19 protein-coding genes are annotated in these 22,576 nt (G+C 66.3%); 4 read left to right on the forward strand and 15 right to left on the reverse strand.

What is annotated here, in order from left to right; genetic code table 11:
* Positions 1-66: 66 nt before the first annotated feature.
* Together ocd and rocF are read right to left on the reverse strand one after the other, a co-directional pair.
* Positions 67-1,131 (reverse strand): ornithine cyclodeaminase, encoded by a 1,065-nt coding sequence (gene ocd / locus SMD10_RS05875; protein WP_331684726.1) that lies wholly within the window; start codon positions 1,129-1,131, stop codon positions 67-69.
* Positions 1,128-2,051 carry an arginase gene (gene rocF, locus SMD10_RS05880; protein WP_331684727.1) on the reverse strand — a complete coding sequence of 308 codons (924 nt, stop codon included), beginning with the start codon at positions 2,049-2,051 and terminating at the stop codon, positions 1,128-1,130. Before rocF ends, ocd begins: the two co-directional genes overlap by 4 nt.
* A 116-nt stretch (positions 2,052-2,167) precedes the next feature.
* Here rocF and SMD10_RS05885 point away from each other — a divergent pair, with 116 nt between their 5' ends.
* Positions 2,168-2,605, forward strand: a complete 438-nt coding sequence (locus SMD10_RS05885) for an Lrp/AsnC family transcriptional regulator (protein WP_331684728.1) — start codon at positions 2,168-2,170, stop codon at positions 2,603-2,605.
* 210 nt (positions 2,606-2,815) lie between these two features.
* Here SMD10_RS05885 and SMD10_RS05890 read toward each other — a convergent pair whose 3' ends face one another.
* The 12 genes from SMD10_RS05890 to SMD10_RS05945 form a co-directional block, all read right to left on the reverse strand.
* Entirely contained in the window at positions 2,816-4,531 is a 1,716-nt protein-coding gene (locus SMD10_RS05890) for a M28 family peptidase (RefSeq protein ID WP_331684729.1), read from the reverse strand.
* Between the two features lie 197 nt (positions 4,532-4,728).
* Entirely contained in the window at positions 4,729-5,271 is a 543-nt protein-coding gene (locus SMD10_RS05895; protein WP_331684730.1) for a chromate transporter, read from the reverse strand.
* Positions 5,268-5,876: a chromate transporter gene (locus tag SMD10_RS05900; RefSeq protein WP_331684731.1), complete on the reverse strand. Its 609-nt coding sequence runs from the start codon at positions 5,874-5,876 to the stop codon at positions 5,268-5,270. Before SMD10_RS05900 ends, SMD10_RS05895 begins: the two co-directional genes overlap by 4 nt.
* 2 nt (positions 5,877-5,878) lie before the next feature.
* The gene (locus tag SMD10_RS05905) at positions 5,879-7,471 is read right to left on the reverse strand and encodes a gamma-glutamyltransferase family protein (protein ID WP_331684732.1); all 1,593 of its coding nucleotides are present in this window, start codon (positions 7,469-7,471) and stop codon (positions 5,879-5,881) included.
* Positions 7,472-7,618: 147 nt separating this feature from the next.
* Positions 7,619-9,025 carry an amidohydrolase family protein gene (locus SMD10_RS05910; RefSeq protein WP_331684733.1) on the reverse strand — a complete coding sequence of 469 codons (1,407 nt, stop codon included), beginning with the start codon at positions 9,023-9,025 and terminating at the stop codon, positions 7,619-7,621.
* A gap of 25 nt (positions 9,026-9,050) precedes the next feature.
* Positions 9,051-10,574: a M81 family metallopeptidase gene (locus SMD10_RS05915; protein ID WP_331684734.1), complete on the reverse strand. Its 1,524-nt coding sequence runs from the start codon at positions 10,572-10,574 to the stop codon at positions 9,051-9,053.
* 15 nt (positions 10,575-10,589) lie between these two features.
* Positions 10,590-12,503, reverse strand: a complete 1,914-nt coding sequence (locus tag SMD10_RS05920; RefSeq protein WP_331684735.1) for a dipeptide ABC transporter ATP-binding protein — start codon at positions 12,501-12,503, stop codon at positions 10,590-10,592.
* A 14-nt stretch (positions 12,504-12,517) separates the two neighbouring features.
* Entirely contained in the window at positions 12,518-13,387 is an 870-nt protein-coding gene (locus tag SMD10_RS05925) for an ABC transporter permease (RefSeq protein WP_331684736.1), read from the reverse strand.
* Positions 13,384-14,328 carry an ABC transporter permease gene (locus SMD10_RS05930; protein ID WP_331684737.1) on the reverse strand — a complete coding sequence of 315 codons (945 nt, stop codon included), beginning with the start codon at positions 14,326-14,328 and terminating at the stop codon, positions 13,384-13,386. The genes SMD10_RS05925 and SMD10_RS05930 overlap by 4 nt, the downstream gene beginning before the upstream one ends.
* 7 nt (positions 14,329-14,335) lie before the next feature.
* A complete protein-coding gene (locus tag SMD10_RS05935; RefSeq protein ID WP_331684738.1) occupies positions 14,336-15,937 on the reverse strand; it encodes an ABC transporter substrate-binding protein in 1,602 nt (533 codons plus the stop codon).
* 64 nt (positions 15,938-16,001) lie between these two features.
* Positions 16,002-17,018: a D-cysteate sulfo-lyase gene (cuyA, locus tag SMD10_RS05940; RefSeq protein WP_331684739.1), complete on the reverse strand. Its 1,017-nt coding sequence runs from the start codon at positions 17,016-17,018 to the stop codon at positions 16,002-16,004.
* A 49-nt stretch (positions 17,019-17,067) separates the two neighbouring features.
* A complete protein-coding gene (locus SMD10_RS05945; protein ID WP_331684740.1) occupies positions 17,068-18,114 on the reverse strand; it encodes a LysR substrate-binding domain-containing protein in 1,047 nt (348 codons plus the stop codon).
* Between the two features lie 285 nt (positions 18,115-18,399).
* Here SMD10_RS05945 and SMD10_RS05950 point away from each other — a divergent pair, with 285 nt between their 5' ends.
* Together SMD10_RS05950 and SMD10_RS05955 are read left to right on the forward strand one after the other, a co-directional pair.
* Entirely contained in the window at positions 18,400-19,830 is a 1,431-nt protein-coding gene (locus SMD10_RS05950; RefSeq protein WP_331684741.1) for an amidohydrolase, read from the forward strand.
* Positions 19,831-19,841: 11 nt separating this feature from the next.
* Positions 19,842-21,218, forward strand: a complete 1,377-nt coding sequence (locus SMD10_RS05955; protein WP_331684742.1) for an MmgE/PrpD family protein — start codon at positions 19,842-19,844, stop codon at positions 21,216-21,218.
* Here the strand turns inward: SMD10_RS05955 and SMD10_RS05960 are convergent.
* On the reverse strand, positions 21,177-22,106 hold the full coding sequence (locus SMD10_RS05960) for a LysR family transcriptional regulator (RefSeq protein ID WP_331684743.1): 930 nt from the start codon (positions 22,104-22,106) through the stop codon (positions 21,177-21,179). The two genes, SMD10_RS05955 and SMD10_RS05960, sit on opposite strands and share 42 nt — an antisense overlap.
* Before the next feature lie 195 nt (positions 22,107-22,301).
* Between SMD10_RS05960 and SMD10_RS05965 the strand changes: the two genes are divergently transcribed.
* Positions 22,302-22,574: a LysR substrate-binding domain-containing protein gene (locus SMD10_RS05965; protein WP_331684744.1), complete on the forward strand. Its 273-nt coding sequence runs from the start codon at positions 22,302-22,304 to the stop codon at positions 22,572-22,574.
* Positions 22,575-22,576 lie beyond the last annotated feature (2 nt).

Here is a 22,576-nt window from a genome sequence, read left to right on the forward strand (position 1 = left end):
CCCGGTGCAGCCGCTGCCGCCGCGCCACAACGGACAGTTCGACTCGCCTCGGCCCGAACGGGGACTTCAACCGCTTGCCGTGCGCGCCAGCTGGCGCCGCAGCAGCATGCCGTAAAGATCGCGCGGCTCGTCCGGATCGGCGAGAAGGTCGAGCCGCTCGCAGCGGCCCGATTCGAGCAGCATGTCATGGACATAGCGGAGTGCCGAGAAGTCTTCGGTGGCGAAGCCGACACTGTCGAAGAGGGTGATCTCGGTCGCGGAGCGGCGCCCCGCTGCCTGGCCGGTCATCATCGTCCACAGCTCGGTCACCGGATGGTCCGCCGGCAGTTGCTGGATCTCGCCTTCGATCCGCGTCTGCGGCGGATATTCAACGAAGATGCTCGACTTGAGCAGAACGTCGCGGTGCATCTCGGTCTTGCCCGGACAGTCGCCGCCGACCGCGTTGATGTGAATACCGGCACCGACCATGTTGTCGGTCAGGATCGTCGCGTTCTGCTTGTCGGCGGTGGCGGTGGTGATGATCTCGGCGCCTTGGACGGCCGTCTCGCCGGTCTCGCAGACCTGGATGTCGAGCCCGAGACCCGACAGGTTGCGCGCGCAGCGTTCGCTCGCGGTACGATCGATGTCGAAAAGACGCAGTTGCTCCACGCCGAGCAGTGCCTTGAAGGCGAAAGCCTGGAACTCGCTCTGGGCACCGTTGCCGATCAGCGCCATGGTCCTGGCGTCCTTCGGCGCGAGATATTTGGCCGCGACGGCCGAAGTGGCCGCCGTTCGCAGGGCCGTCAGAATGGTCATTTCCGAAAGCAGAAGAGGATAGCCGCTGTCGACGTCGGACAGGACGCCGAAGGCCGTGACTGTCTGGCGTCCCGTCCTGGTGTTTTTGGGATGGCCATTGACGTATTTGAAGCCATAAAGCCGCCCGTCGCTGGCCGGCATCAGCTCGATGACGCCGTCCTTGGAGTGCGAGGCCACGCGGGCCGTCTTGTCGAACAGCTCCCAGCGCCGAAAATCCTCCTCCACATAACCCGCCAGTTCACCGAGGAAGCGCTCGATGCCGATGTCGAGCACCAAGTCCATCATGCGTTCGACGCTGATGAAGGGAACCAGATTGAGGTCCTTGAGAGCGCTCATCCGAAGCTCCTTGTGGGGCGGTCCATGACGGTGCGGCCCATGAGACTGGCCGTGAGCTCGACGAGCAGGATGGCGGTGCGGCCGCGCTCGTCGAGGAAGGGATTGAGCTCGACGAGGTCGAGGCTGGTGACCAGGCCGCTGTCGTGGAGCATTTCCATCACCAGATGGGCCTCGCGAAAGCTGAGGCCGCCCGGCACCGTGGTGCCGACGCCGGGGCCAAGCGACGGATCCAGGCAATCGACGTCGAAGCTGACGTGCAGGAGGCCCTGGGCCGCCTCGACCTCGGCCAGAAAGCCGCGAAGCAGCGCGGCCACGCCATGCTCGTCGATCGCCCGCATGTCGTGAATGACGATCTCCGTCCGGCGCAAGGCGTCGCGCTCGGCCGGGTCGACGCTGCGAATGCCGATCATGCACACGCGCGCCGGATCGACCGGCGCCGTCACCTCCGGGAAATGCGGCGCGAACGCGGGCCTGCCGGTGAAGTAGGCCACCGGCACCCCGTGCAGGTTGCCGCTGCGCGTGGTCTCCAAAGAGTGGAAGTCGGTATGTGCGTCCAGCCACAGAACGAAGAGCGGACGCCCGAGCTCGGCGGCGCGACGGGCGAGGCCCGTGACGGTTCCCGCCGACAAGGCGTGATCTCCGCCCAGAAAGATCGGCATTCCCGCGGCGCTTTCGCGATAGGCCGTTTCGCCGACCAGCCGGGTCCATTCCGCGACGCTGCCCAGATTGCGGAGCGCTCCGTTCGGATGCGATCGGGGTTCCACCGAAGGAACCGCCAGATCGCCGCAATCCGAAACATTGTGGCCGAGGTCGCGCAACGCCTCGCCAAGTCTCGCGATGCGAAGCGCCGCCGGTCCCATTCCACAACCGAGCTGTGCGGCACCCGCTTCGAGCGGGACACCGATCAATTTGCAATGCATGCCTCAATCTCCTGTTCGCACCAGCTAAGCAGAGGACGGCGGCAGATCGAATAGGCATAATTGCCAAAGAGATGAGAGTTTCTTATCAAAACGGAGGCTTGAATGGACATCCTGGCATGGACGACCTCGACACGAATCTGATCACGCTGTTGCGTCACAATGCGCGCCGTTCGATTTCGGACCTCGCTGCGGCGCTCGGCACCTCGCGCGCCACGGTTCGCGCGCACCTGGAAAAGCTCGAACGGTCCGGCAGCATCATCGGCTATACGGTGATCCTTCGGGCGGATGCGGTGGACCTGCCCGTGCGCGGCATCATGATGGTCGCGATCGAAGGGCGGGTGACCGACCGCGTGATCAATGCACTGGGCGGCTTTCCGGAGATTTCGGAGATCCACACCACGAACGGCCGCTGGGACCTCATCATCGAACTCGCTGCGGCAACGCTGAGCGAGTTCGACAGCGTCCTGAGGCGAATTCGGCTGGTTCCCGGGATCGCCGCCAGCGAGACCAACCTGCTTCTGGCCACGCCACGCAGCACGCGGGCGCGGCTTTAGAGCATGCCGAAAAGTTGCAGACTTTTCGGACCCACATCATGGGGGGAAAACAAGAGGCTAGAGCGACATCATGATCGGGCGAGCGCTGCCGGATCATGCGATCGCCGACGTGAGCCGCACGGCTTCAAATCCATCGTCCAAACCGCGCAGACGAGGCCGGCATGAGACCTCCCCGGCACTGCCGGATTGGAGGCCTCAGTCGCGGCAACTCTAGCCAGCGGTCCCCTCGCGCAGCGCCGCAAGGGCTTCGCGCAAGGCGTGGCCCACCCGATTGCGCGTCCGCCGCGCGTGAGCCACGTAGAACGGCGTCTCTTCGGCATCTGCGTCGAGGCGGGCCAGTTCACGCAATCCTTCAAGCGAAGGCCACGGCCTGTTGGGCAGAGCCGAATCGTGAACGAAGCGGTCGCCCTCGGTGTAGTTGATCGGCACCAGCGAGCGGGAGGCGCGCATCAGGGCTGCATCCGCCCGCCGGGCGGCATCGGGATCGGACACCGGCGATGCCGCGAGGACCTCGGCCGCGCGTTTCAGGTCCTCGGCCTGCGCAACGAGCTTCGACAGATCGAGCCGCGAGCCGATCGCCTCGGCGAGACCGGCGAGTTCCTGGCGCAGAGCGTCGGCATAATCGCCATAGGCCAACGGCAGCACCGGCGCCGTGAGCAGCCGGCCGAGCACATGCAGAATGACGCGGGTGTCCCTGTCCAAATTCTCCGGGTCGATGTTCTCGGCAAGGTCGAGCGGCGTGTGCCACCACCAGCCGAGCGGCACCAGCATCTTCTCCTTGCCCGGCGGCTGGTGGCTGAGGCTGCCGAACATGGATGGAATGCCAACGCCCCAGAACGACTGGTCGCCGGCACGCGACTGCCGCCGACCGGCATGCTGCTGGCCGCTGATCGCGGCGACGGCATCGGCGGCGACCGCCTTGAGCTCGTCGACCACCCCCGAGCGCGTGAGCACGCTGGCGCCTTTGCCGCCCGTCGAGTCGAGGTTGACGTGCACGGCGCATCGCCGGTCGAGTTCGTCCCAGAATTCGTCGGCATACCAGGCGGAGCCGGAATAGCGGCCGTGCGAATGGCCTGACCAGAAGCAGACCCGAAGGCCGCGACGCCAGTGGGCGGCTTGCGCGGCGAGCAGACGCGCCGCCTCCAGCATCGAGGCATTGGCGCCGCCATTGTCCATGACGCCGTAATGCCAGGTGTCGTGATGGCCGGAGAACATGACGAAGGGCGCCTCGTCGTCGCCCGCAAGATGGCCCGGCATGAGATCGGCCACCAGCAGCGGGGTCTTGCACCAGCCGGTGTCGACCGTCGTATGCATCACCGCGTTCAGCGTCTCGCCGGCCTGCAGCCGGGCGCGCAGCCGCTCGCCGTCGTCCCGGGAGACGGTGCAGACCGCCGTCACCGGCAGTCCCTCGCGGGTGTGCTGCGAGGGGCTGCCCCAAACGGCCGAGATGCACATCTCGTAAAGGTGCTCGGTCGGGCTGATGTGAATCTCGCCAACGGCGCCGGCCGCGCGGGCCGCCACCGACACGTCCTCGACCGCGATGCCATCGATCAGCGCGATCTTGCCGCGAGCATCGATGGCTCGGAAGGCCGCCTCGTCGCCTTCGCCGGCATAGACCAGTTCGGCCTCGAGACCGCCCGCCGGCGTCGAAGCCGCCATCGACTGGGTGATGCTGGCGATCTCCTGCCCCGCCACGGTCAACCGTGAGGCACCGGGCAGGCTGATATAGGCATCGTGGGACAAAAGCGTCGTCTGGAAGCCGTATTCGCGCATCCTGCGTTCCAGATAGCGAAAGCTCTCCAGCTCTTCAGGGGTGCCCGAAAGCTTGATGCGCCGCGCAAATTCGTCGATGTGCTCCATCAGCTTTTGCCGGCTGACCTGCTGCACGAGGTTGTCCAGGTCGATGGATGCGTCTGTCTTGTTCATTGCCGTTCCACTGCACTGCGCTGTGATTTCATCAAGGTTTCGAGCCGCCGACACGATTGCATCCGCGGCCCTCGGATATGCAATATCGATGGCGGCGTTTTTTCTGCCGCGCCGGAAGCCGCAAAGGATGAGAGGCAAGGCGTTTCCTGCACCACGCCGCCCGGCCGGAAAAAGCGGGATGCTGCGCCCGAGCGCCATCAGACGGGCTGCAAGGTTCCCGCCGTTCCCAGAGCAAGAAAGATCGCAGCCCCGATGGCAATCAGGAGCAGGGGATTGAGGCGGGTATAGAAGAGGGCCGCGGCGGAAGCCAGCGCCAGTCCCTGCGCCAGCCAGCCGCCCTCCAACGCCTGCAGGAGTATCCATACCGCTGACAGCAGCATGCCCGCGGCGACCGGTCGCAGCCCGGCCTCCAGCGCCAGAAGAATGCGTGCGCCCTTGAAGCGCGCCCAGAGATGGGCGACCCCGTAGATCAGCAGCGACGTCGGCCCGAAGATGCCGAGACCGGCGGCGACGGCTCCTCCGATGCCGGCGACCTGCCAGCCGATGAGGCAGGCGAGCAGCGAACCCGGGCCCGGAGCCATCCGCGAGATGGCGAAGTCGTTGACGAATTGCGTCTCGCTGAGCCAGTGGTGCACGTCCACCACCTGCCGATGAATGTCTGCGATCGCGCTCTGGCCGCCGCCCACGGTGATCAGCGACAGTGGCGCGAAGACCAGGAAGATCTGCCAGATCAGGCTCATGGCCGCTCCCGCCGACCGAGTTCGCGATAGGCCATCGCGACACCGACTGTGCCGGCGATCAGGACGGTCGAGACCAGCGACCATCGCAACACCCCGACGGCGACGAACGTGGCCGCCATGAGGGCGAGCGGGAACAGCTTCTTCGGCACGTTGCGCGCCGCGGTCAAGGCGACGGACAGGGAGAACCCAACGGCGGCGGTCGCCGCGCCCATCAAGGCCCAATGGGTCGCCTCGTACTGGCTGATCGAAGCGAAGCCGATGCCGATGGCGATGAGGACGAAAGCGGGCGGCACGATGATGCCGAAAAAGCCCGCAATCGCGCCGGATCGGCCACGCAACCGGTAGCCGATCCAGATCGCCATGTTCTTCACATTGACGCCCGGCAAGGCCTGCGACACAGCGAGGCCGTTGAAGAACTCCTCCTCGGTCAGCCAATGCCGATCCTGCACGAACTCACGCAGCAGCCAGGCGCTGATGCCACCGCCGAAGCTGGTCAGTCCGATCCGGCTGAAGATCAGAAAAAGCTGCAGCACGGAGGGGGCGTCGCCGGCCGGATTGCGCGTCTCGCCGCCGGATCCCGTGCCGTCGCCGGCGTCCTTGTCCAAGGTCAGAAACCGGCGGCCTGTCCGTCCTTGCGCGGATCGGAGCCGGCGACATAGCCGCCCTCGATGCGATGGATCAGTTGCGCGCCGCCGAAGCCGAAACTGGCGTCGGGCGCCTCCAGCTTGACGGCATGGCCGAGATCGGCCAGCGCGGAAAGGGTGGCATCGCCGAAGGCCGGCTCGATCGCCACCTCCCGGCCGTGGATGACGCGCCAGCGCGGCGCGTCGGCCGCCGTCTGCGGATCCTGGGCATGGGCCTGTGTGCGCAGAACCATCTGGACGTGGCCCTGCGCCTGCATGGGTCCGCCCATCAGCCCGAAGGCCATCAGCGGCTCGTCGCCCTTCGTCACGAAACCCGGGATGATCGTGTGGAACGGGCGCTTGGAGGGGCCGACCTGGTTGGGATGACCGGCTTCCAGCGTGAACCCGTAGCCGCGGTTCTGCAGCGCGATCCCGGTGCCCGGCACGACGACGCCCGAACCGAAGCCGGAATAGTTCGACTGGATATAGGAGACCATCATGCCGCTCTCGTCGGCAGCGCTGAGGCAGACCGTACCGCCCTCCCGAGGCGCGCCGGCGCCGAAATCCTGCGCCACATCCCGTTTCACCAGCGCTGCCCGCCGCGCCAGATAGGCGGGGTCGAGGAGATGATCGACGGTGACGGTCGTCATGAAGCGAAGCTCGGCGACATAGGCCGCGAGATCGGCAAAGGCGAGCTTCATCGCCTCGATCTGCAGGTGCAGCGCCTCCGGCGTATCCGGATCGAGTTCGGCGATGCCGAGCTGTTCCAGCATGCCGAGCGCCATCAGGGCGGCGATCCCCTGCCCGTTCGGCGGAATCTCGTGCAGGCTCACGTCACCGAATTTCTGGGAGATCGTGCCGCACCAGTCGAGCGTGTGGCTCGCCATGTCGTCGACCGTAAGGGCCGCCCCGTGCTCCTCGGCAAACGCGGCGATGCGTTCGGCCAGTTCGCCGCGATAAAAATCTTCGCCGCCCGACTCGGCGATCAGCCGCAACGTCCTCGCATGGGCTTCGCTGCGGAAAACCTCGCCAGCCATCGGCGCGCGCCCCTGCGGCATGAACGCCTCGGCAAATCCCGGCTGATCCTTCAGGACCTCGGCGCCCCGCCGCCAGCCTTCGGCGACGATCGGCGAGACTTGAAAGCCGCGCTCGGCGTAGTCGATCGCCGGCTCGAACAGGGTGGAGAAGTCGAGCTTGCCGTGCTTCTGGGACAGTTCCACCCAGGCCGAGACAGCGCCCGGCACCGTCACGCTCTCCCAGCCGCGAGAGGGCATCTGGCTTTGCCCGGCGAAGCGCTCCGGCGACCATGCGACCGGCGAACGGCCGGAGGCGTTGAGACCGTCGAGCTTGCTGCCGTCCCACAGGATGCAAAAGGCGTCGGAGCCCAATCCGTTGCTGGCCGGCTCGACGACCGTCAGCGCGATCGCGGTAGCGAGCGCCGCGTCCACGGCGTTGCCGCCGCGCGCGAGCATGCGCATTCCCGCCTGCGTCGCGAGCGGCTGCGAGGCGGCCACGACGTTGCGGGCAAAGATCGGCGAACGCCGGGATGCATAGACCGTGTTGTGACGGAACTTCATGAACCTGTCTTTCCTTTTCGTCCTCTGCGCTCGCAGGGCGCCTGCCTAGAGCGACATGCGTTCAGATTGAATCGCCATGTCGCTCCAGCCTCTTGTTTTCCCGCATGATGTGGGTCCGAAAAGTCTGCAACTTTTCGGCATCATGCTTTAATGCGGCGGCAGCATGGTTCCCGGCTCCACCACGATCGCCTCCAGTCCCGCCGCCTCGACGGCAGCGACGCCCTCCGGCGGCGTGACGAACCGGTTGCGCCCTGGAAAGGTCCGGCCGTTTTCCATGATACGGCAGCCATTGGCATAGACCAGTACCGGTTCGAGCCTGTCCATGTCGAGGACGGTGATGTCGGCGTCGGCGCCCGGCGCCAGATGCCCCTTGTCCGCAAGCCCCAGGGCGCGGGCGGGCATCAGGCTGGCCTTGCACGCGAACTCGGCAAGGGTCAGCGCCGACATCCGCACCAGAGGCAGGCCGCGCTGCACGATGTCGTTGCGCGGAATGCCGCCGCCGTCGGTGGCGAGCGCATCGACGGCAAAGCCGCCATCGGCTTTCTTGGCGGTGACGAGATGAATGCGTGGCTCCGGCGGATTGACCATGAAGCTCGCGCCGATGTTGGTTTGCGCGTCCTTCCAGGCGGCCAGTCCCTCGGCACCGGTGACGAGCACGATCACGCCGTCGATGGCCTTGTGGATATGGGTCCAGCCGGCCTCGATCGACTGCGCGACGCCGGCTTCCGTCGGCTCGAAGCCGCCGACCTGGACGCCACGCCGCGTCGCCAGGCTCTCTGGCACGCCATTGGCGCATTTCGCACTGACGCCGTTGAAGGGCGCGAGATAGGATTCCGACCAGATCGCGGGATGGCGCGCCAGAACCTCGACGGCCTCGACCCCCTCCTGGATCGCCGGCTTCACGAAGCCCCGCGCATAGCTGTTGATGTGAGCCAGGTGCAGGGGATGGCCGGCGGCGAGTTCGCAGGCCTCGACCATCGTGGCGATCGACGGCGCCGGCGTTTCGATCGTGCCCGCGTGGAAGGCCACATAGGCGCCCCGCTCGGCCGCGGCCGCGATCGTCGACGCCGATGCCTGTTGCGTCAGCGGGAAATGACCACCCAGGAGCTTCAGGCCGATCGCGCCCTGGGCCATGGAGGCAGCCAACGTATCGCGAAGCTCGGCGGCGCCCGGGTCGGACGATCCCACCGTATGGCCGGACCGCACATAGTTGATGCAGGCGATGGACAGTCCGGCTCCATGGCTCGCCGCAATGTCGACGACGCCCTCGATGGGCCCGGCCATGTCGAGCGCCGTCGTCACACCGGCGAGCGCCAGCATGCGGTGGCCGAAGGCGCCGCCGAGCCAGGGCGACAGATGCACGTGCATGTCGACGATCCCCGGCATCACCACCTTGCCGGTGAGATCGTGCTCCAGCATGGCACTGCCCGAGATGGTCGGCTCGATCCTCGCGATGCGGCCGTCCTTCACGGCCACGTCCATGACCGCCTCGATGCCGTTGCGCGGATCGACCAGCCTGCCGTTGCGCAGAATGGCGTCGAAGTGTTCAGCCATGAGATGCCTCTCTCCTTCCGGAAATCTAGAGAGCCGGCGGGACCCAGCTTGTGTCGGCGTCCATCGGCGCCACGGGTCGCGGCAGCCGCTTGAAGTCCAGCCGCGAGAAATTCGCGCTGACGAGGCCCGGCACGTCGATCTCGTGGATCTGTTCGGGCGGGAAGAATTCGTCGAAGCCGGCGCGGAAATGGCCGCGGCTCTTGACCGCCAGACAGCGGAGCTTGGCGATGTCGATCCCGTGCATCTCCAGCATGCGCGGCTCGGCCAGTTGGCGGCGCAGGCTTCCGACGACGACCAGAAGACCGGATTCCGTGAGACGCAGAAGCGCCGACGGCCCCATGGCGAACTGGCGGCCGGCCGAGCTGCCGCGCCGCCCCACACCTTTCCCATCGGTCAGGCACAGGATTTCGGCCTCGGCCTCGAAGCGCTTGGAATAGGTGCTTTCGACACGGTTGAACACGGCGTGGAAGCGTTGTCCTTCGCCTAGGGTATGGGCCTCGGCCGCCAGCGCGGGATCGACGAAGACCCCGAGTGCGGAATCGGGCAATCGCGCCTCGTGCAGCGCCGCCAGCACATAGGTGGTGTTGCCGCGCCCGCCGCCGCCGGGATTGTCGGCGACATCGGCAAAGATCACCGGCTTTTCGGCGGAGCGGGCGGTCTCGATCGCATCGTCGAGGCTCAGCATGTGGGTGACGTAGCGGTGGCGATCCGCCCAGGCCTGGCTTGCGAGGTCGAGGGCGATGCGGTTGGCCAGCGCCTGATCGTTGCGGGTGGTGACGTTGATCGTCATGCCGCATTTCGGCAGGTCGCTCTGCGCGAAGCTGCCGGTGATCGAGACGTTGGCGATGGGGCCTTCCCCGGGCGTCTGCATCAGCGCCTCGCCCTTGTGGATCATGTCCGCATAAGGCCCGGTGCTGGTCAGCAGCGTCACAGAGGGCGCCACCAGCGGCAGGCGGATGAAGGCGTTGGTCATTTTCGTCCCGGCCAGCATCTCGTGCAGAAGATCGGCGGCTTCCGCACCGCGCTCGCGCATGTCGACATGCGGATTGGTGCGGTAGGCGATCAGGGCATCGGCCGCCGCGACCAGACGTTCCGAGACGTTGCAGTGAAGATCGTGGGTGACGACGATCGGCACGTCGGGCCCGACGATCTCGCGCGCGAGGGAGACCAGCGTGCCGTCGCTGTCGTCGTCGCCGGTCGCGAACGATGCGCCATGGCTCGCCACATAGACCGCGTCGACCCGCATGGCCTGCTTCAGGCCGGCCACGACGGCATCGCGGATCTTTTCGAAGACAGGCTGCTCGATCGGGCCGCCCGGCGGCGCCGAGGCCGAGATCAGCGGCACCGGCTGCCAGGGACCGATCGCGTCCATGCGCGCATAGAAACCGGGCCATTCGGACGGCAGCGGGCTGACCTCGCGCGCCATTCGCGAGATGTCCTCGCCTTCGGCCCAGCATTGCTGGCGGAAATCCTCCTCGACCGTCGGCGGCGCGAAGGCGTTGGCTTCCAGATGCATGCCGAATAGAGCGACGCGGGGGCAGTCGACCATCCCGATGTCCTTTCTCTAGTAGAGGCCGCCCAGGGCATGGCGCGCCACGAAATGGCCGTTGCCCACGGCCACCAGCGGCGCCACCGCGGGCTCGTCGCCGACGGCCCGCACCGGGCTCGGGATTTCGGCGGTTTCCAAGGTCCGTTCCGGCCGCTGGCGCGACGGATCGGCGATCGGAACGGCGGCCATCAGCTTCCGGGTATAGGGGTGCTGCGGATTCTCGAAGACCGCGCGGCGCGGCCCGATCTCGACGATCTGGCCCAGATACATGACCGCCACGCGATGGCTGATGCGCTCGACCACGGCCATGTCGTGGGAGATGAACAGATAGGCGATCCCCAGTTCCTGCTGCAGATCGATGAGCAGATTGACGATCTGGGCCTGAATGGAGACGTCGAGCGCCGAGACCGCTTCATCGGCGACCACGACCTTGGGATTCAAGGCCAGCGCCCTGGCGATGCAGACGCGTTGGCGCTGTCCGCCGGAAAACTCGTGCGGGTAGCGGTTCGCCATCGCCGGCGACAAGCCGACGCGGTCCAGGAGCCAGTTGACCCGGTCGCGCGCCTCCTTTCCATGGGCGATACCGTGGATCGTCATCGGCTCCATGATGGAGCTGCCGATCGATTGGCGCGGGTCGAGCGAGGCGAAGGGATCCTGGAAGATGAGCTGCACGTTGCGGCGCAGATCCTGCAGTCCCACGCCCCTCGAACGGGTGATGTCCATCCCGTCGAAGACGATCGCTCCCCCGCTGTTTTGCACAAGCTGCAGGATCGATCGCCCCGTCGTCGTCTTGCCGCAGCCCGACTCGCCGACGAGCGACAGTGTTTCTCTCGGATAGAGATCGAAGGAGACTTTTTCGACCGCATGGACGCGCCGTTTCGTCCGGCCGAGGATGCCGCCCTTGATATCGAAGCGCGTTACCAGATCGCTGACCCGCAGCACGGGCTGGGCGGTCATGGGCGGCTTCATCGGCGCTTCCGGCGCAACCGGAGCCGGTTCGGCTTCGCTCGTCTTTTCGCTCTCGACGGCCAGAAGCGGGAAGCGCGCCGGCGCGTCCTTGCCGGTCATCGCGCCCAGGCGCGGCACGGCGGAAAGAAGCGCCTGGGTGTAGCGATGGCGCGGATTGGCGAACACCGTGCGGGCGTCCGCGCTTTCCACGCACTCGCCGCGATACATGACGAGCACACGGTCGGCGACCTCGGCGACGACGCCCATGTCGTGGGTGATGAAGATCACCCCCATGTCCATCTCGCGCTGCAATTCGCGGATCAACGTCAGAATCTGCGCCTGGATGGTGACGTCGAGCGCCGTGGTCGGCTCGTCGGCGATGAGCAGCGACGGGCGGCACGACAGCGCCATGGCGATCATCACGCGCTGGCGCATACCGCCCGACAATTCATGCGGGTAGCGGCCGAGCATCGCCTGCGCATTGGGAATGCGGACGCGATCGAGGATCTCGACGGCGGCGGCACGCGCCTTGCGCTCGCCCATGCCCTGATGCAGGCGGATCGCCTCGGTGATCTGCCTGCCGACGGTGAACACCGGGTTGAGCGACGTCATCGGCTCCTGGAAGATCATCGCCATGTCGCCGCCGCGCATCGCGCGCAAGAGTGGCGTGGGTGCAGACCTCAGGTCGACCGTCTCGCCGTTGTGGCGATGGAACTGCAGACGTCCGCCGGCGATCCGGCCACCGCCATATTCGATGATGCGCATCAGCGCGAGCGAGCTGACCGACTTGCCGGAGCCGGACTCGCCGACAATGGCCAGGGTCTCGCCGCGATCGACATGAAACGACAAGCCGCGAACGACGTCGGAGGGCGCCTCGTCGCCGCCGAACCGGACGATGAGGTCCTCGACGTCGACGAGGCGCTTTTTGGGCTCCGTTTCGAAGCGGGAACCGGCGGTTTCGATGGGGGCGTAGGCCGTCATCGCTGGTCTCCCGCTCAAAGCCGTCGCGTCATGCGCGGGTCGAGCGCATCACGCAGGCCGTCGCCCAGCATGTTGATGGCGAGAACCGTGATCGACAGGAACAGCGCAGGAAAGAAGATGATGTAGGGCTTGATCTGCCACAGCGCGCGCCCCTCGGCCATGATGTTGCCCCAGGAGGGCGTGGTGGGCGGCACGCCGGCACCGATGAAGGAGAGGCTCGCTTCGGCGATGATGGCGACCGCGCAGATGTAGGTCGCCTGCACCACGATGGGGGCAAAGGTGTTGGGCAGGATGTGGAAGATCACGATGCGCGTGAGGCTGGCGCCGGAGACACGCAGCGCCTCCACATAGGCCTCTTCGCGCAGCGACAGGACGATGCCGCGCACGAGCCGCACCGTGCGCGGCGTCTCGACCACGGTGATCGCAATGATGACGTTCCACATCGAGGCGCGCGTCAGGGTGATCAGGGCGATCGCCAGAAGGATCGACGGGATCGACATCAGACCGTCCATGATCCGCATCAGGATCGCGTCGAGCCAGCGGATGAAGCCGGAAAAGACACCGATCAGGACCCCGATGACGGTCGACAGGACGGCCACGGAGAAGCCGACGATCAACGACACGCGAGTCCCGTAGACGACGCGCGAATAGACGTCCCGTCCCAGCATGTCGGTGCCGAACCAGAAGGCCGCGGACGGGGGTTTGGTCCGGTCGAAGGGGGAGACGGCCTGCGGATCGACGGTGCCCAGCCAGGGCGCGAAGATGGCGATGCAGACGAGCAGCAGAATGATCGACGCGCCGAACGCCGTGCCGGGATGGCGACGGAGGAGCGTCGACCAGGAGCGCTTCGGAGCGCCGGTCGTCTCGAAGGTCACGGCAGTCAATAGCGGATCCTCGGATCGAAGACGGTGTAAAGGATGTCGACGAGCAGGTTGATCAGCACGTAGAGAAAGCTGAACAGCAGGATGACGCCCTGGATGACCGGGTAATCCCGCCGCAGGATGGCATCCACCGTCAGCCGCCCCACGCCGGGGATGGCAAAGACGGTCTCGGTGACGATCGCGCCGCCGATCAGGAGCGCCACGCCGCTGCCGATGGTGGTGATGATCGGGACAGAGCAGTTCTTCAGCGCGTGCCGGAAGACCACGTCTCGTTCCGCCACGCCCTTGGCGCGGGCGGTGCGTACATAGTCCTGAGACAGGCTGTCCAGCATGGTGGCGCGCGCAATACGGGCCAGAAGGCCGACATAGACGGAGCCGAGCGCCATCGACGGCAAGAGCAGGCTACGAATGGCCGGCCAGAGCCCCGCCTCCTCCAACGGCTTGAACCCCTGCACCGGCAGCCATCCGAGCTTCAACCCAAAGGTGTAGGCCAGGAGATAGCCGACCACGAAGGACGGCAGCGAGAAGCTGAGGACGGCCAACACCATGACCGCGCGATCGACGATCGTGTTGTGGCGCCAGGCCGCCAGCGCGCCGATCGGCACGGCGATTCCCACCGAAATGATCATGGTCATCAGCATCAGAAGGAACGTCGGCTCCATCCGCTGCGCGATCATCCCGAAGACCGGCTGGTTGGTGAAGATCGAGTGCCCGAGATCGCCGTGCAGGAGCGCCCAGATCCAGGTGCCGAAGCGGATGTAGAACGCCTGATCCAGGCCCAGCGTCGCGCGGATGCGGTCGACGGCGGCCGGCGATGCGGTATCGCCGGCCATGATCGCCGCCGGATCTCCGGGCGCCAGATACAGGAGCCCGAAGACGAAAAGCGCGACGATGGCCATGACCGGAATCGCGGCCAGCAGGCGCCGGACGACGTAGGTGCCCATCGAGCCCTCAGTCCGCGGGCTTCATCGTGAAGTAGATGGGCAGTTCCGGCGGAATGTCCGTCCACTTCTTGTTGTAGGCGGACACGGAGGTGTAGGCGCCGAGCGTGACGTAAGGCACCTGATCGAGCGCGCTTTCCTGGATCTGCCGGGCGAACTGCTTCTGCTCGTCGACACTCTCGGCGAAGAACCACTTCATGCGCAGGTCCTCGATCTCCGGGTTGTCGGGCCAGCCGTACCACGCGTCGTCGGCATTGCCGCGCAGGCCGAGCTGGCCGGCCGGATTGAGGTTGTTCGGGCCGTTGAGGCTGGTGAAGAAGATGTTCCAGCCCCCCTCACTCACCGGCTCCTTGATGGCGCGTCGCTGCACCACCGTGCCCCAGTCCATGGTCTGCAGGTCGACGTTGAAGCCGAGACGCTTGAGAAGGTCGTTGGCCAAGAGGGCGGCGGCATGGGACGAGGCGCTGTCGGCGGGGTCCAGGAGAACGATCGGCGAGCCGTCATAGCCGGCGTCGATGATCTTCTGCTTGGCGGCCTCGATGTCGTGGTCGCCGGTCACGAGATCCAGACCGGCGTCGTTGGCCATCGGCGTTTCGGGCGTGAAGACGCCGACGCCCGCCAGCCAGATGTCGGAATTCTCCGCGCCGAACATGGCCGTCATGAAGGCTTCCTGGTCGACGGCCGACTGGACCGCGCGCCGGATCTCGACATTGTCGAACGGCGGCAGCTGCGAGTTGAAGCGCATAATCGCGAAGGAATAGAGCGAGCGCTTGATCAACTGGATATTGGGATCCTGACGCAGGATCGACAGGAAGTCGGTCGGCACCGATTCCAGGGCATCGACCTCGCCGGATTGAAGCGCCGCGACGGCCGTCGAGGGGTCGGTGATGGTGCTCCACACCATGCGGTCGACATAGGCCACCTTCGGGCCGGCGGTGAACGACGGCTCGCCGTCTTCACGCGGCTTGTAGTCCTCGAACTTCTCGAAGACGGCCTTCGAGCCCGAGACCCACTCCTCGGCGACGAACTTGAACGGTCCGCTGCCGTTCTCGACGCTGATCTTTTCGAAGGGATCGGTGTTGGCCAGCTCTTCCGGCATCATCGCGGTCATGTTGCTGACCGGCTTGCCCAGGGCGAAGGGCAGCATCGGGAAACGGCGCTGGAGCTTGATGACGATCGTCTTGTCGTCGGACGCCTCGATGGAGTCCATGATCTCGACCAGCGTCTGGCCGATCGTGTCGCGCGCGCCCCAGCGCTTGATCGAGGCGACGCAGTCGGCCGCCGTGACCGGTTTGCCGTCGTGGAAGGACAGACCGTCGCGCAGGGTGATCGTCCAGGTCTTGCCGTCTTCGGAGACCTCATGGCCCTGAGCCATCTGCGGCTGCGGCGCATAGTTGGAATCGTACCCGTAGAGGCCGTCATAGACGACGTCGGCGTAGATCCCGACGATGAGAGCCGTGGTCCAGATCGGATCGAGCATATTGAGATCGTTGGCCGGGACGATGGTAAACGTGACCTTCTCCTGGGCCAGCACCGGCGATACCGAAAATCTCGGCGCAATGACCAGGGCGGCTGCGGCCGTACCGGCCTTCAGCAGATCGCGTCTTTTCATGTGTCTTCCTTTCGGTGATCCCTGGCTTCATCGAGCCGTTGATGGGTTGCTCGTTTCGATTGCCCTAGTGAGCCGAGACGGACTCGCCGCCGAAGGCATTGCGGTAGGCGAAGAGCCCTGCCGCGCCGCCGGTGTGCACGAACAGGACGTTTTCGGATTTCTTGAATCGGCCGGCCCGGATCAGACCGATCAGCCCGGCCATGCCCTTGCCGGAATAGACCGGGTCCAGCAAGATTCCGTCGAGCGCGGCAGCGAGCCTGACGGCCTCGGCCATGCCGGGCGTCGGCACGCCATAGCCGTCGCCGACATAGCCGTCGTCGACCTCGACTGCCGACGCGGGGATGTCCTGCCGCAGCCCGAGATAGTCGGCGGTTGCACCGACCAGGCGATGGACATTGGCCTCCTGCCTGGCCTTGGGCGCGCGCACGGAGATGCCGATGACGGGGATGCCGCTGCCGGAGCCTTGCAGCCCGACCACGAGGCCGGCCTGGGTCCCGGTGCTGCCGGTCGCATGGACGACATGGTCGATGCGCAGGCCGCGATCGTCGGCCTGGGCGACCAGTTCCTGGGCGCAGGCAACGTAACCGAGCGCCCCGACCGGGTTCGACCCGCCGCCGGGGATGATGTACGGCCTCTCGCCCGCCACGCGTAGCGTATCGGCGAGATCGACCATCTCCTGCTGCATGTCCGCGCCGCCCGGCCGCGTATCGAGATCGGCGCCCAGCAGGCGATCGAGAAACACGTTGCCGTTGGCCAGATAGTCCTCGTCATCGGTCTCGATGCGATGCTCGAGCAGCGCGCTGCACTTCATGCCGACGATCGCGGCGGCCGCCGCCGTCTGGCGGACATGGTTGGACTGGACCGCGCCCTGGGTGATGATCCGATCGGCACCCAAGGCCTGCGCCTCGCCGATCAGGAACTCCAGCTTGCGGGTCTTGTTGCCGCCGGTGGCGAGCCCCGTACAATCGTCGCGCTTGATCCAGATTTGTGGACCGCCGAGATACTGGGTCAGGTTTCGCATCGGCTCGATGGCTGTCGGCGCATGGCAGAAGCGAACCCGCGGGAAGCGGGCAAGGTGCACGAGGGCCTCCTGTGGAATGCGCTGATATCGCAGCGAATTGCAGCCGAGCTTATGAAGCGGTTTCCAGGCCGGCAAATGCCGTTTCAGCATGAAGCTGTGCCGAACCCGCATGCACCAGGCCCGTGACCGACGAGGGGATGGCGGGCCGCCGATCGTGGCCGCGCACGAGCCAGTTCCACAGCTCGTTCAGTACCGGCTTGCGGTTGTCGGCGGCGCGATAGAGCCGTACTTCCAGGGGGGCGCTCCAACGCCGCGCCGCGGCATCGTCGATGCCTTCCGGCAGGGCGCTGACCAGTTGCCCCTGCTCGATCTCCCTTTTGACCGCCGACAGGGGAAGCCAGCCGACACCCCTTCCCTCCAGCATCATCGCCTTCAGGGCCTGAGCCATGTCGGTGGCATAGCTGCGCTGAAGAAAAACGGGCTCCGGCGGCCGTTGCAGCAGCGTGGTGATTGCCCGCCCCATGAAGATCGTCGGCGTATAGGAAAGATAGGGGACCGGCTGGCTCGCCGCCCCCGGCAAAGCATGAAGCGGCTTGCCATCCGGCCGAGGTGCCGACAGCGGCACCATCCGGTCGCGGCCGATGGCCAGATACGGAAACTGCTGGGGATCGAGATCGACCGTCAGCTGCGGATGATGGTAGCTGATCAGGATGTCGCAACTTCGGTCGACGAGCCGCAGGATCCCTTCATGGGAATTGACGGCAATCAGGCTCGAATCGAAGTTGAGAGAACTCGCCGAGAGCTCGGAGATGAACTTCGGATAATAGTGGATGCCCAGCGTGTGGGAGGCGACCACCGTCAGGCTCGAGGCGGGGCGGCGTTCTTCGTCGCGCAGCACGATGCAGGTGTCTTCCAGGCGCTTTACGATGTCCGTCGCCACCTGCAGGAACAGCTTGCCGGCAGGGGTCAAGTTGGGACGCGCGGCCTCGCGATCGATCAGATCGACGTTGACCCATTCCTCGAGCGCGCGGATCCGGCGTCCAAAAGCGGGTTGCGTCACGTGTCGGAGCGTGGCGGCCTGCGAGAAACTTCTCGTTTCTGCGAACGCCACGAAATCCTCGAGCCACTTCAACTGCATCGGCTGGGTTCCCGTCATGCCGGGCTTCGCTGGGGCGAAGACGTGGTTGCGGTTCAACTTGATGTCATTTTAATCGCCCTGTCTAGATGCACATTTATTGGACAGCGCCCGATCGGGCAGTTCGAGACGAAGGCTGCGTCGGCCCGCCCCCTGATATGCAAGGACTTCGCGGCGACGGCCGCTGATTCCATTCCTTTTTCGACTGGCCTCATTCCCGATTGGCGTTGGACAAGGCCTGGAGGGATCTCAACAATTCGGCCAGACGGGCGGCGATGGCCGCGACAACGAAGAAGGCAGGACGCGATGAAGAACAGCGAACCGATCTGGGATCATGTGGACGCCCATCGCGAGGACCTTATCGGGTTGAGCGACCGCGTCTGGAGCATGCCGGAGCTGCTCTACGCCGAATACCGCTCGTGCGCGGAACACACGGCGATGCTCGGCCAGAAAGGATTCCGTGTCACTGAAGAGGTCGCGGGTCTGCCAACCGCCGTGATGGGCGAGGCCGGAAGTGGTGGCCCCGTCATCGCGATCCTCGGCGAATACGATGCCCTGCCCGGCCTGTCGCAGGTGGCGGGCATCGACACTCCTCAGCCCCTGGAAAACGGCGCGGCCGGTCACGGCTGTGGCCACAATCTCCTCGGCTCTGCGGCCCTGTTGGCGGCGACCGCCTTAAAGGACTGGCTGGAGGCCACCGGCACGCCGGGACGCGTGCGTTACATCGGCTGCCCGGCCGAAGAAGGCGGCGCGGCCAAGGCCTTCATGGTGCGCGCGGGCGTCTTCGACGACGTCGATGCGGCGATCACCTGGCACCCTGCGACCATGACGCGGGTGAGCGAGGCGGAGAGCCTGGCGAACACCCGCATCGACTTCGTGTTCACCGGCCGCTCCAGCCATGCGGCCGCCGCACCGCACCTCGGCCGCAGCGCGCTGGACGCCGCCGAACTGATGTCGGTGGGCGTCAACTACCTGCGCGAGCACGTGCCCCAGGAAAGCCGCATCCACTACGCCTATCTGGACGCCGGGGGAACGGCACCGAACGTCGTGCAAGGGCGGACCAAGGTCCGCTATGCGGTCCGCTCGACCACGTTGCGCGGCATGCTGGAGCTCAACGAGCGCGTGAAGGACGTGGCTCGCGGTGCCGCGACGATGACCGGCACGACGGTCGACATCTCGATCATGAGTGCGGTCTCCAACATGCTGGGCAACACGCCGCTCTCGGAGGCCATGCAGTCGGTGATGGACATGCTGGGCGGCGTGCAGTTCGACGACGCCGATCGGGACTATGCCGCGCGCATTCAGGCGACGCTCAGCCCTGAGGACATCGCCTCCAACTATCGTGCCGCGGGCCTGAAACCGCGCGAGGACGAACCGCTCTGCGACTACGTGGTGCCGCTCGACAGCCGCGGCGCGAAGATGATCGGCTCGACCGACGTCGCCGACGTGTCCTGGAAGGTTCCGACCGTGGAGGCCCGTGTGGCCACCCACGCGATCGGCACCCCTGGCCATTCCTGGCAGATCACCGCGCAGGGCAAGGCGCCGGCCGCGCACAAGGGTATGGTCTATGCGGCCAAGGTGATGGCGCAAATGGGCCAGATGCTGGTCTCCGACGAACTCCTGCTGGCCCGGGCGAAGAAGGACCATCAGGAGCGCCTGGCGGGCGAGCCCTATGTCTGCCCGATTCCCGACGATGTCGAGCCGCCGTTGCAGCCGCGGCCGATGGCGGCGGAATAGCGGCGACGTCGATGAGCTCCGTCATCGAGGATATCGCCGCCTGGTCGGCGGCCGGGCAGGACTTCTCAGCCGTCGCCCGACAGCGAGCCGTTCACGCCATTGCCGACACGATCGGCTGCATGATCGCCGGCGCCGATGATTTTTCCACCGAGGCGGTACGGCAAGGCCTGTCATCCGCCATCGGTGCGAACGGTCCCGCCCATGTGGCCGGCGGCGGGACCGCCGAGCCGACGGTCGCCGCCCTGGTCAACGGCACCGCCGCCCACGCCCTCGACTTCGACGACAATTTCGCGCCCGCCATGAGCCACGCATCGGCGGTGTTGGTTCCGGCGATCCTGGCGGTTGCCGAGGCCACCGATGCCGGCGGCTCGGAGCTGATCGACGCCTACCTGATCGGCCTGGAAGCGCAAGCCTGGGTCGGCCAGGGCATGCGACCTTGGCATTATACCGCCGGCTGGCATGCGACGGCGACGGTCGGCGCGATCGGGACGGCGGCAGCCACGGCATGGCTCGTCGGCCGCGATGCGCCGACCATCGCCCGCGCCATGTCGCTGGCGACGAGCACCGCCTGCGGCCTCAAGGGCCAATTCGGCACGCCCGTCAAACCGTTCCACGCCGGCGTGGCGGCGCGCGCCGCCGTCGAGGCGGCCCTGTTCGCCAAGGCCGGCCTGACCGGCCGGCTCGATATCCTTGAAGCCCCGCAAGGCTTCCTGGAGCTGTTCGGTGCCGGCGAGGCGCCGGGTTGGTCGGACGCGGGCCCTGGAGCGCGCCATGTGATCGAGGAAGACGGCTTGATGCCGAAGCGGCACCCTTGCTGCGGCTCGACCCATCTGGCCGTGGACATGATCCTGGACCTGCGCCGCGAGCACGGGTTCTCGGCCGAGGACGTGGCGTCGATCGCTTTGCGCGTCGGCATCGCCAATGCCCGCAACCTTGCCTATCCCGATCCGCAAAACGAGATGGAAGCGCGCTTTTCCATGCAGTATTGCGTGGCTCGGGCGCTGCGGCAGGACGTCCTGTCAGTCCGCGACTTCACGCCGGAAGCGGTGTTCGATCCAAGTGTTCGCGCTCTCTTGCCGATAACCTCCATGACCCCCTTCAGCGTCGAGGAAGAACGCGCGGAGCCGCGGCGGGCGCACGAGATCACTCTATCCCTCAAGGATGGACGCCGCTTCTTCGCCAAGCGCAAGCACGCCAAGGGAACGATCCAGTTTCCGTTCACCGATGGCGAGCGGCTGGCCAAATTCCGCGATTGCTGCGGCGGCACGCGACAGGCCGACGACCTCTATGCGGCCATCGACGATCTCGATCAGGCCTCGACCGTGGCCGCGCTCGGCGCCGGCCTGTCAGGCGACGATCGCCTCGTGCAGCAGGCCGCGCTCGGCTGACAGGTCGCACGCCACCTGCCAGATGCGCTCCACCACAGGACGGCCTCGCTTGCGCCGCCGCCACAGTTCGATGTCGGCCTGGAGCGTCCATTCCTCGCCGCCGGCCAGCACCAGCCGGCCGGCGGCCAGATCCTCGGCGGCCAGGCTTTCCGGCACCCAGGCCAGGCCGCAGCCGACCAGCGCCATCGACTGCAGCCCCACGCTCATGCTGTTGGCCGCGACGACCTTGAGCGGCAGCGGCCGTTCCGCAAAAAAGACGCTGAGCGCATTGGCGAAGAAGGATGCGGTTCCGTAGCTCAGGTAGCGGATCGGCTTCTCGCCGCCGATGGCATGCAACGGACGCCCGTCAGGCCCCGGCGCCGAGACCGGCAACACGCGCTCGCGGCCAAGCGTCAGCACGTCGAGCCCGCTGGTGTCGAACCCGGACGGCACCCTGGGATGGGTATAGGTCAGGAGAAAATCGACCTCGCCGTCCTGCACCATCTTGACGTTTTGAACATAGGCGGAGTTTTCCCGGGACGGCTCGATCTTCAAGGGCCCCGTCACAGCTTCGATCCGGCGCCGCCAAACCGGCATGAACGTCACCAGAAGCGTGTGCAGCGCCGCGAAGGTCACGGCATCCGAAGGCGCGTCCGACGAGCGGACCCCGGCCCTCATCTCGTTCATCGCCTGCACGATCTCGCGCGCCTGCGGCAGCATGGCCCGCCCTTCCGCCGTCAGGGCGATCGGATAGCAGGAGCGGTCCACCAGTTCCGCGCCGACCCATTGCTCGAGCGCCCGGATCCGTTTCGACAGGCTCGACTGGGTGACGTTCCGCTCCTCGGCGCTCCGCGAAAAGCTGCGAAGGTCGCTCAGGCACAGGAAATCCTCAAGCAGCTTCAGTTCCATCCACCGCTCCAATTCCATCGGCAGAAAGAACGATTAGGCCGAAGATCAGCGTCGCGGTCAATCCACCCGAAATCGTTTGATGGCGATCGAGCGATCCGACGCGTGTCTCTTCGGCGGTGCGCCCCGGACGAAAAGCCCCATCCTCACCTCTGATCCCGCGCGCCAGGTGGAACGGCCCGATGCCCGCAAGTGCGAGTGGGAGGCCGCCGGAACATTCGCGCCGCGCTTGCGGTCCATCCGGGACACCCCTTGGAGCACAAGGACGTCATCGAACCTGCCGATCTGCACCACCTGCCGTTCGTCGCCCTGGCACCGGAAGACACGACGCGGCATGAGGCGGAAGCAATCTTCGCCAGGCACGGCGTCGCTCCGAAGGTCGTCATCGAGACCGCGTTTTCCTCCACGATCTGCGCGCTTGTGCCCAGAGGCGCGCGCCTTTCCGAATCGGCAACTTGTCCTATAAGGTAGTC

This window comes from Consotaella aegiceratis (assembly GCF_036541425.1).
Lineage (GTDB): Bacteria > Pseudomonadota > Alphaproteobacteria > Rhizobiales > Rhizobiaceae > Consotaella > Consotaella aegiceratis.